The organism is Oerskovia sp. NPDC060338, assembly GCF_042726295.1.
Classification (GTDB): Bacteria; Actinomycetota; Actinomycetes; order Actinomycetales; family Cellulomonadaceae; genus Oerskovia; species Oerskovia merdavium.
Genome location: NZ_JBHXCQ010000009.1, coordinates 126,532 through 141,877 on the forward strand (window position 1 = coordinate 126,532; position 15,346 = coordinate 141,877).

At 71.7% G+C, this 15,346-nt stretch carries 12 protein-coding genes; 1 reads left to right on the top strand and 11 read right to left on the bottom strand.

Annotated features, from left to right (window positions below; translation table 11 throughout):
* Positions 1-85 precede the first annotated feature (85 nt).
* The 6 genes from ACFWGN_RS12600 to ACFWGN_RS12625 form a co-directional block, all read right to left on the bottom strand.
* Entirely contained in the window at positions 86-454 is a 369-nt protein-coding gene (locus tag ACFWGN_RS12600; protein WP_377617194.1) for a histidine triad nucleotide-binding protein, read from the bottom strand.
* A gap of 66 nt (positions 455-520) precedes the next feature.
* On the bottom strand, positions 521-1,339 hold the full coding sequence (locus ACFWGN_RS12605; RefSeq protein ID WP_377617196.1) for a 16S rRNA (uracil(1498)-N(3))-methyltransferase: 819 nt from the start codon (positions 1,337-1,339) through the stop codon (positions 521-523).
* A gap of 3 nt (positions 1,340-1,342) precedes the next feature.
* Entirely contained in the window at positions 1,343-2,455 is a 1,113-nt protein-coding gene (dnaJ, locus tag ACFWGN_RS12610) for a molecular chaperone DnaJ (protein WP_056650773.1), read from the bottom strand.
* 115 nt (positions 2,456-2,570) lie between these two features.
* Positions 2,571-3,587 (bottom strand): heat-inducible transcriptional repressor HrcA, encoded by a 1,017-nt coding sequence (hrcA, locus tag ACFWGN_RS12615; protein WP_377617198.1) that lies wholly within the window; start codon positions 3,585-3,587, stop codon positions 2,571-2,573.
* Between the two features lie 236 nt (positions 3,588-3,823).
* On the bottom strand, positions 3,824-4,915 hold the full coding sequence (locus ACFWGN_RS12620) for a type I restriction endonuclease (RefSeq protein WP_377617200.1): 1,092 nt from the start codon (positions 4,913-4,915) through the stop codon (positions 3,824-3,826).
* A gap of 287 nt (positions 4,916-5,202) precedes the next feature.
* Positions 5,203-6,660, bottom strand: coding sequence for an MFS transporter (locus ACFWGN_RS12625; protein WP_377617202.1), 1,458 nt, complete (start codon positions 6,658-6,660; stop codon positions 5,203-5,205).
* Between the two features lie 113 nt (positions 6,661-6,773).
* On the opposite strand from ACFWGN_RS12625, the gene ACFWGN_RS12630 reads away from it, so the two are divergent.
* Positions 6,774-7,640 (top strand): DUF3097 domain-containing protein, encoded by an 867-nt coding sequence (locus tag ACFWGN_RS12630; RefSeq protein ID WP_377617204.1) that lies wholly within the window; start codon positions 6,774-6,776, stop codon positions 7,638-7,640.
* A gap of 1 nt (position 7,641) precedes the next feature.
* Here ACFWGN_RS12630 and ACFWGN_RS12635 read toward each other — a convergent pair whose 3' ends face one another.
* The 5 genes from ACFWGN_RS12635 to lepA form a co-directional block, all read right to left on the bottom strand.
* A complete protein-coding gene (locus ACFWGN_RS12635) occupies positions 7,642-8,178 on the bottom strand; it encodes a DUF4870 domain-containing protein (RefSeq protein WP_377617206.1) in 537 nt (178 codons plus the stop codon).
* A gap of 230 nt (positions 8,179-8,408) precedes the next feature.
* Positions 8,409-9,503 (bottom strand): hypothetical protein, encoded by a 1,095-nt coding sequence (locus ACFWGN_RS12640; protein WP_377617208.1) that lies wholly within the window; start codon positions 9,501-9,503, stop codon positions 8,409-8,411.
* A gap of 223 nt (positions 9,504-9,726) precedes the next feature.
* Positions 9,727-11,862, bottom strand: coding sequence for an acyltransferase family protein (locus ACFWGN_RS12645; protein WP_377617209.1), 2,136 nt, complete (start codon positions 11,860-11,862; stop codon positions 9,727-9,729).
* A gap of 2 nt (positions 11,863-11,864) precedes the next feature.
* Entirely contained in the window at positions 11,865-13,256 is a 1,392-nt protein-coding gene (gene hemW / locus ACFWGN_RS12650; protein WP_377617211.1) for a radical SAM family heme chaperone HemW, read from the bottom strand.
* Positions 13,257-13,332: 76 nt separating this feature from the next.
* Complete coding sequence (gene lepA / locus ACFWGN_RS12655; protein WP_377617212.1) at positions 13,333-15,255, bottom strand: translation elongation factor 4; 1,923 nt, start codon at positions 15,253-15,255, stop codon at positions 13,333-13,335.
* Between the last annotated feature and the right edge of the window lie 91 nt (positions 15,256-15,346).

Here is a 15,346-nt window from a genome sequence, read left to right on the forward strand (position 1 = left end):
AACGAGCGCAGCGCCCTGGGTCAGGGCGAATAACGCCCTGACGGGTGTGTCCTGCGCCCGGGACCTCCGCGGGTCGCAACGCGGGTCAGGCGGGGCTCCAGCCCAGCTCCTTGCCGCCGATCACGTGGCCGTGGACGTGGAAGACGCTCTGGCCTGCCCGCGGGCCCGAGTTGAAGATGAGCCGGAACTGGCCGTCGGCCTGCTCGCTCGCCACGGCGTCCGCGAGCGCCACGACGCCCGAGAGCAGCTCGGGGTCGGCGGCCGCGAGCTGTGCGATGTCGCCGTGGTGCGCCCTGGGCACGACCAGGACGTGCAGCGGGGCCTGCGGGTTGATGTCCTTGAACGCGACGGCCTGGTCCGTCGAGGCGACGATCGTCGCGGGGATCTCCCCTGCGACGATCTTGCAGAACAGGCAGTCCGGGTCGGTGGGCCGGGAGGTGTCGTTGCTCGTCATGTCGGCAGGCTACCCCCGGTCACCGGGCCGCAGCCCGGTGACCGCTCGGTGCGGTGCGGCGTGCGCTCACGCGGGCGTGCCGTCCCAGCGGCCGAGCCGCTGGACCAGCAGGGCGATCGCGACGGGTCCGGCGGTCGAGGTCCGCAGCACGTGCGGCCCCAGGCGCGCCGTGAGGGCGCCGGCCTCGGTGAGCGCGTCGACCTCTCGCTCGGAGATCCCGCCCTCGGGCCCGACGACGACGAGCACCTCGGGTGCTCGGCCCCCTGCGGCGTCGGCCAGGGACGCGGGGACGGGCAGCGGCACCTCGGCGAGCGGGGCGCTGGCCTCCTCGTGCAGGACGATCACTGCGCCGCAGGCCGCGACGACCTCGCGCGTGCGCTCGACGAGCCCGCGCGTGTCGATCGCGACGTCGACCCGCGGCAGGCGCGCCCGGCGGGCCTGCTTGGTCGCGGCTCGCACGGTCGCGAGCCAGCGGGCGCGCGACTTGGCGGCACGGTCCCCGCGCCACACGACGATCGAGCGCTCGGCCTGCCACGGCACGACGGCGTCGGCCCCGACCTCGGTCGCGGCCTCGATCGCCATCTCGTCCCGGTCGCCCTTGGCGAGAGCCTGGACGAGGGTCACGACGACGTCGGGCGCCGGTTCCTCGACGACCTCGTCGACGCGCAGGCCGACCTGGGCGGCCTCGACGGTCTCGATGACGCACCGCAGCCGCAGCCCGTCGCCGTCGACGACGTCGACGTGCTCACCGACACCCCGCCGCTGGACGACGCCCGCATGACGCCCCTCGGCGCCGTCGAGCACGTAGAGCGACCCCGCCGGGTACTGCGCGAGCCCCTGGGGCTCCGCGCTGCTCGGCTCGGCGAGGAAGACCGGTGCGCTCATGACTCAGCGCCCCGAGAGCTTGTCGCGCAGGCGGGAGAAGACCCCCGGGTGCGCGGCCGACAGGCGCGGGTCAGGGCGCTCCTCGCCGCGGGCCTTGGCGAGCGAGCGGAGCAGCTCCTGCTGCTCGTCGTCGAGCCCCGTGGGGACCTGGACCTCGACGTGCACGTTGAGGTCGCCGCGGCCGCCCGTGTGCAGGTGGCCGACGCCCAGGTTCTTGAGCGTGACGATCTGGCCGGGCTGGGTGCCGGGACGCAGGTCGATCTCCTGCGGGCCGTCGAGCGTCTCGAGCTCGAGGACCGTGCCGAGCGCGGCGGCGGTCATGGGGACCTGGAGCGTGCAGTGCAGGTCGTCGCCGCGGCGCACGAAGATCTCGTGGTTGCGCTCGCGGATCTCGACGTACAGGTCGCCCGCGGGTCCGCCGGCCGGGCCGACCTCTCCCTGCGACGTGAGCTTGATGCGCGTGCCCGTGTCCACTCCCGCGGGCACGTTCACGGTCAGGGTGCGGCGGCTGCGCACGCGTCCCTCGCCCGCGCACTCGGCGCAGGGCTCGGGGATGACGGTGCCGAAGCCCTGGCACGCCGCGCAGGGGGCGGTCGTCATGACCTGCCCGAGGAACGAGCGGGCCACGCGCTGGACCGTGCCGCGCCCGTTGCAGACGTCACAGGTACGGGGCGAGGTGCCGGGGCGACAGCACGAGCCGCTGCACGTCCCACACACGACAGCGGTGTCGACCTGGAGCTCGCGGCGGGCACCGAACGTGGCCTCCGAGAGGTCGATGTCGAGGCGGACCAGGGAGTCCTGGCCGCGGCGGGCGCGCGGGATGGGGCCGGACTGCGCCTGTCCCCCGCCGAAGAACGTCTCGAAGATGTCCTGGAAGCCGAAGCCCCCGCCCATGCCGCCACCGGCGGCGGACGGGTCCGAGCCGAGGTCGTACTGCTGGCGCTTGTCCGGGTTGGACAGGACCTCGTACGCGCGGGACACGTCCTTGAACTTGTCCTCGGCGGCCTCGCCCGCGACGTCAGGGTGCAGCTCACGGGCCAGCTTGCGGTAGGCCTTCTTGATCTGGTCCTGGCTCGCGTCCCGGGGCACGCCCAGGATCTCGTAGTAGTCGCTCACAGGTCACTCTCTACTAGCGCACGCCGACGGTGGATCGGCGACTTCCGACAACGCCCCGCAGCACGCGCCGGGCCCGAGGGCCCGGTCTCCGCACGCGGTGGCGCAAGAACCATGCTCATGCTGTCAGGACGCGCGACAGGTACCGCGCCACGGCGCGGACCGAGGCGATCGTCCCGGGATAGTCCATGCGGGTCGGTCCGATCGAACCGATCAGCGCGACCGAGTCGCCCTCGTTACCGTATCCGCTCGTCACGACAGAGGTCTCCGCGAGGCCCTCGAGCTGCGTCTCGTGACCGATCCGCACGCTCACCCCGGACTCCGCGGCCATCTCGGTCAACAACCCGAGCAGCACGACTTGTTCCTCGAGCGCCTCGAGGACCGGGCGCAGCGCGTGCTCGAACCGCATCCCGACCCGGGCGAGGTTCGCGGTGCCGGCCAGCACGATGCGCTCCTCGGACTCCTCCGCGAGGGTCTCCTCGACCAGCAGCGCGAGCGAGCGGGCCAGGTCCTGGTGCTCGGGGCGGAACTGCTCGGCGACCTCGGCGAAGCCCTGCCCGAGCTCCGCGAGACGCTTGCCCGCCGCGACCGCGTTGAGCCGCGAGCGCAGCTCGGCGAGGGTCGCCTCGTCCGGGGCCGCGGCGACCTCGAGCGTGCGCTGCTCGACGCGGCCCGTGTCCGTGATGATGACCACGAGCAGGCGACGGTCGCCCACGGGCACGAGCTCGAGGTGACGCAGGCCCGACCGGCGCAGCGAGGGGTACTGGACGACGGCGACCTGGCCCGTGAGCTGGGCGAGCAGCCGCCCGGCGCGCGCCACGACGTCGTCGAGGTCGACCGCCTCCGACAGGAAGGTCTCGATCGCACGACGCTCGGGCGACGACAAGGGCTTGACCGTCGAGAGCTTGTCCACGAACAGGCGGTAGCCCTTGTCCGTGGGGATGCGCCCGGCCGACGTGTGCGGCTGGGCGATGTAGCCGTCCTCCTCGAGGGCGGCCATGTCGTTACGGATCGTGGCCGGGGACACGCCCAGGCGGTGCCGCTCGGCGAGGACCCGCGACCCCACCGGTTCCCTGGTGAGGACGTAGTCCTCGACGATCGCACGCAGCACATCGAGCCGTCGTTCCTCGCTCATGACCACCTCCTGCCGATCGTCGCGCGTTCGCACTCTCTACCGTCGAGTGCTAATTCTACGCGGTCGCGAGGAGGTCGCGGGCGACGTGCACATCCTTCTCACGCTCTCTCCGGGAGGTGGCCGGAGAGGGAGGTGCGGCCGGGCTGGAGCACACGCCCCGCCCAGGAGGAGATCGGCTCGGCCCGCGATGCGGGGACCGTGCGGCGGGTGCACCCGCCGCACCTGCGGTGCCGCGTTCAGTCGTAGAAGTGCACGCTCTTACGGATGTGCTCGGCGAAGTTGTAGATCTCCTCCGGAGTCTCGATCGCGTGACGCGTCTCGTTCTTCTCCTCGTCGAAGAGGCCCACGTACTTCTGGCCCGTGTTGAAGTGAAGTCGGGCGAGCGGCTTGCGGTTGTTGTCGTCGAGCAGGATTCCCATGTAGCTCTTGGTGTCACGGTGGACGATCCTGCTCGGCGGCACCTCGCTGCAGGCGATCGCTCGGACGATCTGGAACCCCTCGAGCTCTTCGAAGGTCGTCACGATCCCGCGGTCGGCCTCCTCGACGGCCTCGGAGACGCTCTCTTCGGCAGCCGTCTCACCCGTCAGCGGCACCGCGGTGTCGGCGTAGCCCTGTCCCCCGAGCGCTGCCTTGAGCCTGTCGTTCACCTGGTCGGCAAGAAACTGCTTCATCGCTTTGGAGACCAGCGTGCGGAACTGCTCGCGCACCTTCTGGGTGATCGGGCCCTCGTACACGCGCCCCGTGAGCGCCTTGACCCACTCGGCGTCGGGCTCGCGGAACTGCGCGCCGAGCACGCGCTTGAGCTCGCCGATGTACTTCAGCTCTTCGGCCGCACTCACGACCGAGTCGAGGTCGAACGAGTCTTTGGTGAGCTTTTGAATCTCGGGGACGAGCGAGTCGTCGAGGTCCGAGAGGTCGAGCTGCAGGAACGGTTTGTCGTCCATACGGTTCGGCCGGTCCAGGTCCGTGAAGAAGTGATAGTGCTCACCGTTGGTGAGGACGGCGATACGAGCGTTCGTCGTGGCGAAGTACCTGAAGAGCTGCGACGCGTGGTTGAGCCCGAGCGGACTGCCGACCGTCTTGGCCTCGATGAGGATCTGGACCTCACCGTCCTTGACGATGGCATAGTCGATCTTCTCGCCCTTCTTCGTCCCGACGTCCGCTGTGAACTCCGGAACGACCTCGTTCGGGTTGAACACGTCATATCCCAGGACGAGCGAGATAAATGGCATGACGAACGCGTTCTTGGTCGCCTCCTCGGTCTGGATAGAGGCCTTCTGCTGACGCACCTTGGTTGCCAACGAGGCAAGCCGCTCCGCGATATCCAACCGAATCACCTATCTCGACGTAGTGGGTGGTGGGCCGCAGCCTAGCGGGGCCACAATGACGACGAACGATTTGTTCTCGAAATTCACCCACACACCACCGGTCGGTTCCTGACCTTTGCTCACGCATTCGGTCGAGACGTGGGCGAGCAGAAGAGCGACGTCCAGCCCCCGCGCCCGCCGGCTCCACCGCCGCACCCGACCACACGCCCCCCGCTCCGCCGTCGGGCCCGACTCCCCCGCCAGGTCCCACCGCGCGGCCCAGGCCGCACCGCGCCCGACGGCGGCGCTCACGTCGCGGACGTCACCTTGCCCTGGGGTGCGGCGTGCGCCCGCGCCCGCAGGTCCACAATCGCGACCACGAGCGAGACCGCGACCAGCGCGACCGTGATGAGCATCGCGGTGCTCGCCGCGACCGCGCCCGTCGAACCACCCGCCTTGAGCGAGTAGTACGTCGAGAGGACCACGGCGATGCCCATGGCCGAGCCCACGCGCTGCCCGAGCTGGAGCATGCTGCCCGCGACCCCCGCGAGCTCGACGGGGACCCGCGCGAGGGTCAGCGTCTGGTTCGGGGAGATGACGGTGCCGCTCCCGATCCCCGCGACCATCATGGTCAGGGCGATGGCCCACCCTCCGGCAGACACGTCGTCGCCCGTGACCCGGATCGCGAGGATCACGCCCCCGAGCCCGACGAGCACCACGACCAGCCCCGCGACCACGAGCGGGCGCCCCCAGCGTGCGACGCCGCGCCCCGCGAGCCACGACGCGACGCCCGACGCGATCGCGAACGGCATGCCGATGAGCCCGGCGTGCAGGGGCGTGAAGTGCAGGTCGTTCTGGAGGTACAGCGTCGCGACGAGGAAGATGCCCGTGAAGCCCGCGAAGTACGTGATCCCCAGCAGCGTGCCGTTGCGGAAGGAGGTGAGCGACAGCACGCGGGGGTCCAGGACCGGCGCACCCGTGGTGCGCTCGTACCGCCGCTCCCAGAGCACGGTCACGGCCACCGCGACCGCCCCGACCGCGAGCCACCACCACCGTCCGGGGTCGTCGTCCTGCCCGGACGTCGTGACGAACGGGAGCATGACCGCCACGGTCGCGACCGCGATGAGGACCAGGCCGACCGGGTCGAGCTTGCGCGGGCCTGCCTTGCGCGTCGCCGCGGGCAGGAAGCGGATCGCGAGCGGCAGGACGACCGCGATGATCGGCACGTTGATCCCGAAGATCCACCGCCACCCGTTCTCCTCGCCCGCCGCCTGGATGATCAGCCCGCCGAGCAACGGCCCCAGGGCCGTCGAGATGCCGATCGTGGCGCCGAACATGCCGAACGCCTTGCCGCGCTCGTACCCCGAGAACATCTGCTGGATCAGACCGATGACCTGCGGGTTGAGCAGACCCGCGCTCGCGCCCTGCAGGAGCCGCGCGATCGCGAGCCACTCGTCGCTCGGTGCCAGACCCGCGGCGAGGCTCGTGAGCGCGAAGCCCACGAGCCCGACGATGAACAGCGCCCGGCGCCCGCCCGCGTCGCCCAGACGACCCGCGGGGACGAGCGCGAGACCGAACGCCAGGGTGTAGCCCGCGACGATGAGCTGCAGCTCGGTGGGCCCCGCGTCGAGCGCCTTCTCGATCGAGGGGAGCGCGACGTTGACGATCGACACGTCGAGCATGGTGATGAACCCGACCGCGAGACACAGGCCCAGGACGCGCCAGCGCTGGGGGTCGGGCGCGGCCTGACCGCTCGAAGTGCTCACCGGCCAGTCGTACCACGCCCCGCGCCACGGCACCCGGCGAGCCGCGGAGAGGTTCGCGGGTCGCCGCGCGCCCCTTCCGGGCGCGGGGCCGACCACCGCCTAGGGTGAGGCGGGTGAGCTTCGATCGCTACGGTGCCGACGTCCTGTCCAGCGCGACCCCTGCCCCGGTGCCCCACCGCAGGCGCCCCGTCTCACGCCCCCAGGCCGCCGAGCGTGGCCTGGTCGTCGAGGACGTCGAGACCGGCTGGGTCGGTGCGGTGGTGCGGGTCGAGAAGTCGGGCGGCATGCACATCGTCGTCCTCGAGGACCGTGCCGGTCGCACCCGCACCTTCCCGCTCGGCCCCGGCTTCTGGGTCGACGGCGAACCCGTCGAGCTGACCGCGCCCGTGAACACGCGCGCACCAGCGGCGCCCACGCGCACCGCCTCGGGCTCGCGCGCGGTCGCGGACGTCCGGGCCCGCGTCGCCCGCGGCTCGCGCATCTGGGTCGAGGGCAAGCACGACGCCGAGCTCGTCGAGAAGGTCTGGGGTGACGACCTGCGCATCGAGGGCGTCGTGGTCGAGCTCCTCGACGGCGTGGACAACCTCGCGGAAGCCCTCGAGGACTTCAGCCCGACGGCGGAGCGCAAGGTGGGCGTCCTGGTCGACCACCTGGTCCCGGGCAGCAAGGAGACGCGCCTCGTCGCCGAGGCGCTGCGGGGCGTGCGCCCCGGCACGGTCAAGGTGCTGGGCCACCCCTACGTCGACGTGTGGCAGGCCGTGCGACCAGAGCGCTTGGGCCTGACCACCTGGCCCGTGATCGAGCGCGGCACCGAGTGGAAGCGCGGGATCCTGCGCGAGCTCGGGTGGCCCGCTGCCGAGCAGGCCGACGTCGCCCGAGGCTGGCAGCGCATCCTGGGCACCGTGCGGACCTACGCCGACCTCGAGCCTTCCCTGCTGGGCCGGGTCGAGGAGCTCATCGACTTCGTGACGGTCGACTGAGCTACTTCACGATCCGCACCTCGACCGGGTACCGGGTCATCTGCCCCTTGCCGACCGCCTGGAAGTTCAGGACGCCGAACACGAGCGACGTGACCCACACGCCGAAGACCACGAGGCCCTCGATGAAACCGGGGAGCACGAGGTTCGCGCCGACCAGCACGATCGCCACCAGGATCTGGAAGTTGAGCGCCTTCTTGGCCTCGCCGTCCACGACGTAGCTGCGCTCGCGGAAGACCAGCCAGATCACGAGGGGTGCGAGGAAGCCGAGGATGCCGCCCAAGAGGTGCGACAGGCTCGCCCACGTCTTGGTGTCCGCCGGCGAGAGCGGCTGGGCCGGTCCCGGCCGGCCCTGCGGCGGGTACTGCCCCTGCTGTCCCGGCTGGGAGTACTGGCCGGCGGGCGGCCCGTAGCCGCCGGCCTGCCCGGGGTAGCCGTTCTGGCCCGGCTGCCCCTGGGGGCCCGGGGCGCCGCCCTGGCCGGCCGGTGGGACGTACTGCCCGTAGTCCGGGACCTGGTCGGAGGAGTGCTGGTCGCTCATCGTGGCCTCTCTGCGGTCGAACCGGACCCTTCGTGACGGACCGGGCGCCCCAAACTAGCCGGTCGCGATCATCGAGGGCCAGCCCGACCAGGTGGTGGTCGGGCTCGTCCTGCGAGCACGGCTCGGGCAGCGGCCGGCCCCGCACGGGGCGACCGGCTCGAACGCCGCGGGCCCCGCCGCCGCTCTTGAGAGCGGCGACGGGGCCCGTGTCGTCGTGCGACGTGCTCGGGTCAGACCGGCTGCTCGCCGATCAGGCGACGGTAGGCGTAGGCCACCGCGATGTAGGACAGCGGGATCGTGACCAGGAGCCCGATGAAGCAGGCGATGAAGCCCACGATGTTGATGCCGAAGAGCGCCAGGAGCAGCAGGAAGACCGACCCGAAGTTCTTCGCCACGAGCGACCAGCTCGACTTGATCGCGGTGATCGCGTCCTGCTCCTTGTCGAGCGTGAAGTAGTAGACGAAGGTCGAGAAGAGCAGGACCGCGAGACCCGGCAGGACGCAGAGGATCGTGCCGACGGCAGCCATGATCCCGACCAGGAAGGCCGCGAGGATGACGTTCACCACGTTGCCGATCCGGAAGAACGCCGCGACGTCGGGCTTGCGTGCCTGCGACTCGTCGAGAGCACCGCGGGTGAAGAAGGCCGTGATCAGGTAGCCGATGATCGCGCCCACGATCGACAGCACCACGCTGCCGAAGCTCAGGCCGACGGCCTCGAGCATGTTGGTGTCCGTGAACCCGTCAGTGCGGTAGTCCGTGAACCGCTCGAACCCGCCGGTGATCCAGTTGAAGACGGCGTTGATGAGGACGAAGATCAGGGCCGCGAGGATCCACGGCAGCGGGTTGGCCCAGAACTTCTTCCACCCGAACCCGATCGCGTCACCGACCGCGAACGGCGCGGCGCCCACGTAGGCGGGCTGCGCCGGGGGCGGGTAGGCGCCACCGGGTGGGGGGTACGCGCCGCCGGCAGGCGGGTAGCCGCCACCCGGGGGCGGGTAGCCACCGCCAGGGGGCGGGGCGACCGGCGGCTGGCCTCCGGCCGGAGCGCCGTAAGGGGGCGCGGCAGGCGCACCGTACGGAGGCGCCGCGGGCGGTGGGGTCGGCGCGCCGTAGGGGGGCGGGGCGACGGGCGGTGCGGTCGGGGGCGTGGCCGGAGGCGCCGTCGGGGGCGTCGGCTGCGCGGGCGGCGCCACCGGAGGGGTGACGGGCTGCTCGGGCTCGGAGGGAGGCGGCGTGGCGCCCGGGTCGGGCGTGCTCGCGTACGGGTTCTGCGGCGTGGGCTCGTTCTCTTCCGGCGGCGGCCCGCCTGCGGTGTTGTCGCTCATCGGGATCCCTCGGTCGTCGGGGTGCGGCAAGCCACACTGTGAACAGACTGTGACGATCGAACATTTCACAGATCGCTATCAACGATGACGCTTCGGGACGTTTCCCGCCACAGGAGCAGCGGGTGATGACGGCACCCGTCGATGCCGTCTTGCGTCCCGGCGCGGGAGCCTGCACGGGCACCGCGCGCACGGCGCATGACCAGGGCCGAGCCGGGCGAGGCGCTCAGCCGCGGAGCGCGACCGCCTGTGCGAGACCGGCCGCGACCACGCTCGCATAGAGCGTGGTCCCCTCCCCCGCCGGGTGCACGCCGTCGGGTCCCAGGAGGGTCGGGTGGGCCGCGATCGCCGTGCTCCAGTCGGCGACGACGACGTTGCCGAAGCGCTGGGACGCGCCGATCATCTCGGCGTTGGCGACAGGCACCCAGGACCTGTCGGCGTATCCCGTCACGAGCACCACGGTGTGGTCCGGTCCGATCGTCGCGAGGACCTGGTCCATCATCGCGGCGTCGATCGTGCTGTTCGTGCCCAGCGAGACCACGACGTAGGGCCGCAGGTTCCCGGCCGCACGCACCGACTCCACGAGCCCAGCGGCGTCCTTCATCTGCCGGGACACCGCGCCGTCGACGAACACCCCGGGCAGGGCCGCCGTCAGGGCGGGCGCGCTCGCGAGGGCGACCGAGTCGCCGATGATCGTCACCTGGTCCCCGGGCGGGGGCACTGGGGGCGCGGCCGGCGCCGCGGGGTTCGGGGCCGCCGGGGCCGCCGGGGCCGCCGGGGCCGGTGCCTGCGCGTCAGGAGCCGCAACGTCCGGCGCTGCCTCAGGAGCTGGCGCCTCCCCGGCCGTTGCCGCCCCCGGCTGCTGCGTCCCGGCGGCGACCTCCTGACCCGCGAGGATCTGCGACTCGACCGAGGACACGGCAGGGGCCCGGACGAACCCGGTGACGGCCAGCCCCACGACGAGCACCGTCGCAGCGAGGGTGACCCACCCGTGCACGGGCAGCGGGTTGCGGCCCGTGGCCCCCCTCCGCGCCCAGGCGACGACGGTACGGACGTAGCCACCGAGCCCTCGTCCCATGACAGGCCGCTCGACGAACCGGTACGACAGCGCCGCGACGACCACGGTCACGACCGTCGCGGTCAGCGCGACCCACGGACCGGGGGTCGCGTACAGGCCACCTCCGCCCGCGACCGCGGCGACCAGGACGAGCACGGGCCAGTGCCACAGGTAGAGCCCGTAGGACCGGGCACCGATCCAGCCCGCGGGGCCCTTGTCGAGCAACCGACCGAGACGGGGTGCGTGCAGGACGAGGTTGACGACCCCGGCGGTGGCCAACGACACGACGAAGAGCCCGCCGCGGTAGGTCGCGGCCCCGTCCCACGGCATCCGGAACATCGCGAGCAGCAGCACGAGGGCCCCCACGGTCCCCGCGCCGAGCACGAATGCCGCGCCTCGCGTGGTCGCGGTCCGCGGGGACTCGCGCACGAGCGTCGGCCTGCCGGTGCGCAGGTGCCAGAAGGCCAGGAACGCGCCGATCATGAGCCCGAACAGGTGCGTGTCGGTGCCGAAGTACACCCGCGTGGGGTCCGTCCCCGGCGCGTACAGCAGCGCCATCGCCATGGCCGAGACCACGGCGAGGACGCCCGCCACGACCAGGGCCCGGCGCCGGGTGATCCGCAGCGCGAGCACCCCGAGGACCGCGAGCGGCCAGAGCAGGTAGAACTGCTCCTCGACCGCGAGCGACCACAGGTTGGCGAAGAGCTGCGGGGCGAGCCCGCCCGAGTAGGTGCTGCCCTGCGCGATGTACACCCAGTTGCTCGTGAAGGTGGCGGCTCCGGCCACCTGCGCGCCGATCCCTACCAGGAGGTCACCGCCCAGGAGGCCCGCGACCGCCGTGCACGTGAGCACGACGAGCGCGAGCGCGGGGAGCAGGCGGCGCGCCCTGCGGACCCAGAACCGGGTCAACGAGACCGTGCGACGCTCCCGGAACTCGCGGACAAGGAGCGTCGTGATGAGGAATCCCGAGAGCACGAAGAAGACGTCGACCCCGACATACCCACCCGGGAGCAGCTGCGGCGCGAAGTGGAAGAGCATGACCGAGACGACGGCCAGAGCCCTCAGTCCGTCCAGGCCGGCGATCCGCCGGTAGCGGACCGTGGGACGGGCAGGGCGCGAGGGACGCTCGGGCCCGCGTCCGTGAATTTCCTCGCGGCCCGACGGCAGAGCGACGGGCTCGGCGGTCGGGTCCGCGAGCGCTCCGGGATCGAGCACGTCGGCCGGTCGCAGTCGTTGCCACACGTCGACGCGTTCCGTCGACGTCCTGGCCTCCCCGGTCTGCACCGAGGCCGACTGTCCGACCATCGTCACCCGTCCGTCAGCTCCCGCACGACCGTGTCTGCCAGCAACCTGCCGCGCAGGGTCAGGACCCCGCGACCGCGGATGGCCGCCTTGCCGTCGAGGAGGCCCGCCGCGACCATCCCGGCCACGTTGCGCCGGCCCACCTCGGTAAGGACGCTCAGGTCCAGTCCCTCACGCAGCCGCACCCCCAGCATGACGCGTTCGAGGTGCGCCTCCTCGAGCGTCAGGAGCTCGCGTCCGGCCGCAGGGCTGTTGCCCGCCTCGAGCAGCGCCGCGTAGCGCCGCGGGTGCTTCACGTTCCACCATCGCACGCCCTCGCGGCCGCCCTGGACAGGCTCGCCCGACGCGTCCGACGCGTCGACGAGCGACCCCGAGGCCGCGGTCGACACCTCGCCAGCGTCCGTACGGTTCGCCGCTCCACCGATGTACGAGTGAGCTCCGGGGCCGATGCCCCACCAGTCCTCGCCCCGCCAGTAGGCCAGGTTGTGGCGGCACGCGAAGGCGGGATCCGGTCCCGCCTGCCCGCTCTCCCCCGTGGCCCGCCGCGCCCAGTTGCTCACCTCGTACCACTCGAGCCCGGCAGCGGTCAGCAGCTCGTCCGCGAGCTCGTACTTCTCGGCCTGGTCGTCCTCGCTCGGCAGCGCGATCTCTCCGCGGCGGACCTGAGCCGCCATCTTGGTCCCCTGCTCCACGACGAGCGCGTACGCCGAGACGTGGTCGACCCCGGTCGCCAGGGCAGCCTCGAGGCTCGTGCGCCAGTCGTCGAGCGTCTCGCCCGGCGTCCCGTAGATGAGGTCGAGCGAGACCGCGAGCCCCGCTTCGCGGGCCCAGCGCACCACGTCGGGGATGCGCCGCGGGTCGTGGGTCCGCTCGAGGGTCGCGAGCACGCGCGGCACGGCCGACTGCATCCCGAACGAGACGCGCGTGAACCCCGACTCGGCAAGCTGCGCGAGCGACTCAGGGGTCACCGAGTCCGGGTTGGCCTCGGTCGTGACCTCGGCGCCGGGAACCAGCCCCCACGCGGCGCGCACGCCCGCGAGCATCCTGCCCAGGTCTCCCGCGGGCAGCAGCGTCGGGGTGCCACCGCCGACGAACACGGTCGAGACCGGACGCGACGCCAGGCCGGCCTGGTCCATGACGCGCGCGGCGAGCTCGATCTCCCGCAGGGCCGTGTCGGCGTACGAGGCCTGGCTCGCGCCACCGCCCAGCTCCGAGGCCGTGTAGGTGTTGAAGTCGCAGTACCCGCAGCGCACGGTGCAGAACGGCACGTGCAGGTACACCCCGAACGCGCGACCCGCGTGGTCGTCCGACCCGGCCCCGCCGGGACCGGGCCCCACCCACGCGGGGAGAGCGCCGTCGTCGGGCACGGGGATCCCGTCCGGGAGCGCCGGGCTCATGCCCGCACCCCGGACGCCGCAGAGCGCGCGGTCCCCGAGACGACGAGGACCACGCGCTCACCAGGCAAGCAGCACATCACTTCTTGGACTTGTCCTTCGCGTCCTTGCCGCCGCTGCTGCCCGCACCGTCGGAGGACAGCGCCGCGATGAACGCGTCCTTGGGGACCTCGACCGTACCGATCGTCTTCATGCGCTTCTTGCCCTCCTTCTGCTTCTCGAGCAGCTTGCGCTTACGGCTGATGTCGCCGCCGTAGCACTTGGCGAGCACGTCCTTACGGATCGCACGGATGGTCTCGCGGGCGATCACGCGCGCGCCCACGGCCGCCTGGATGGGGACCTCGAACTGCTGGCGCGGGATCAGCTCCTTGAGCTTCTCCGTCATCATGACGCCGTACGAGTACGCCTTGTCCTTGTGCACGATCGCGCTGAACGCGTCGACGGTTTGGCCCTGGAGCAGGATGTCGACCTTCACCAGGTCTGCCGCCTGCTCGCCCGAGAGCTCGTAGTCGAGCGACGCGTAGCCGCGCGTCTTGGACTTGAGCTGGTCGAAGAAGTCGAACACGATCTCCGCGAGCGGCAGCGTGTACCGCAGCTCGACCCGCTCCTGCGAGAGGTGGTCCATGCCGCCCAGCACGCCGCGCTTGCCCTGGCACAGCTCCATGACCGCACCGATGAACTCGGTGGGGCACAGGATCGTGGCCTTGACGATCGGCTCACGGATCTCGCCGATCTTGCCGCCCGGGAACTCGCTCGGGTTGGTGACCGTGACGACCGAGCGGTCCTCGAGGGTCACCTCGTAGACGACGTTCGGGGCGGTCGAGATGAGCTCGAGGTCGAACTCGCGCTCGAGGCGCTCGCGCACGATCTCCAGGTGCAGCAGGCCCAGGAAGCCCACGCGGAACCCGAAGCCGAGCGCGACCGAGGTCTCGGGCTCGTAGTTGAGCGCCGCGTCGTTGAGCTTGAGCTTGTCCAGGGCGTCGCGCAGGACCGGGTAGTCCGAGCCGTCGATCGGGTACAGGCCCGAGAACACCATGGGCTTGGGGTCGCTGTAGCCGCCGAGCGCGTCCTCCGCGGGCTTGGCCGCATTGGTCACGGTGTCACCGACCTTGGACTGGCGCACGTCCTTGACGCCCGTGATGAGGTAGCCGACCTCGCCCACGCCGAGCCCCTTGGTGGGGTGCGGCTCGGGCGCGCTCACGCCGATCTCGAGGAGCTCGTGCGTCGCCTTGGTCGACATCATGACGATCTTCTCGCGCGGGTTCAGGCTGCCGTCGACCACGCGCACGTACGTCACGACGCCGCGGTAGGTGTCGTACACCGAGTCGAAGATCATGGCGCGCGCCGGGGCGTCGGCGTCACCCTGCGGGGCCGGCACCTCCTCGACGATGCGGTCGAGCAGCTCGGTCACGCCCATGCCCGTCTTGCCCGAGACCTTCAGGACGGTCGAGGGGTCGACGCCCACGAGGCCCGCGATCTCCTCGGCGTACTTCTCGGGCTGCGCGGCCGGCAGGTCGATCTTGTTGAGCACCGGGATGATCGCGAGGTCGTTCTCCATCGCGAGGTACAGGTTCGCGAGGGTCTGCGCCTCGATGCCCTGCGCGGCGTCGACGAGCAGCACGGCCCCCTCGCACGCGGCGAGCGAGCGCGAGACCTCGTACGTGAAGTCCACGTGCCCGGGCGTGTCGATCATGTTCAGGGCGTAGGGCACGAGCGGCGCCGACGTGTCGTCAGGGTCGTCGCCCTCCCGCACGGCCCACGGCATGCGCACGGCCTGCGACTTGATCGTGATGCCGCGCTCGCGCTCGATGTCCATGCGGTCGAGGTACTGCGCACGCATGGCTCGCGCGTCGACGACGCCGGTCAGCTGCAGCATGCGGTCGGCCAGCGTGGACTTGCCGTGGTCGATGTGCGCGATGATGCAGAAGTTGCGCAGCAGCTCGGGCGGCGTCGCCGCGGGCTGGATGCGGGTGCTCAGCTGGGCGCTGGGGATCGGGGACAACGGGGGTGCGCTCCTGTGGTGGGTCAAGACGGGGCGGCGGACGGCGCCCGGACCTGCGGCTCGGTGCTCGACGACGGAGCGTGAGCCGCCG

Coding starts and splice junctions, on each gene's coding strand:
- ACFWGN_RS12635 (WP_377617206.1), bottom strand. CDS start 8,178: ATGAGCGACCAGCACTCCTCCGACCAGGTCCCGGACTACGGGCAGTAC.
- ACFWGN_RS12600 (WP_377617194.1), bottom strand. CDS start 454: ATGACGAGCAACGACACCTCCCGGCCCACCGACCCGGACTGCCTGTTC.
- ACFWGN_RS12605 (WP_377617196.1), bottom strand. CDS start 1,339: ATGAGCGCACCGGTCTTCCTCGCCGAGCCGAGCAGCGCGGAGCCCCAG.
- hrcA (WP_377617198.1), bottom strand. CDS start 3,587: ATGAGCGAGGAACGACGGCTCGATGTGCTGCGTGCGATCGTCGAGGAC.
- hemW (WP_377617211.1), bottom strand. CDS start 13,256: ATGAGCCCGGCGCTCCCGGACGGGATCCCCGTGCCCGACGACGGCGCT.
- ACFWGN_RS12645 (WP_377617209.1), bottom strand. CDS start 11,862: ATGGTCGGACAGTCGGCCTCGGTGCAGACCGGGGAGGCCAGGACGTCG.
- ACFWGN_RS12640 (WP_377617208.1), bottom strand. CDS start 9,503: ATGAGCGACAACACCGCAGGCGGGCCGCCGCCGGAAGAGAACGAGCCC.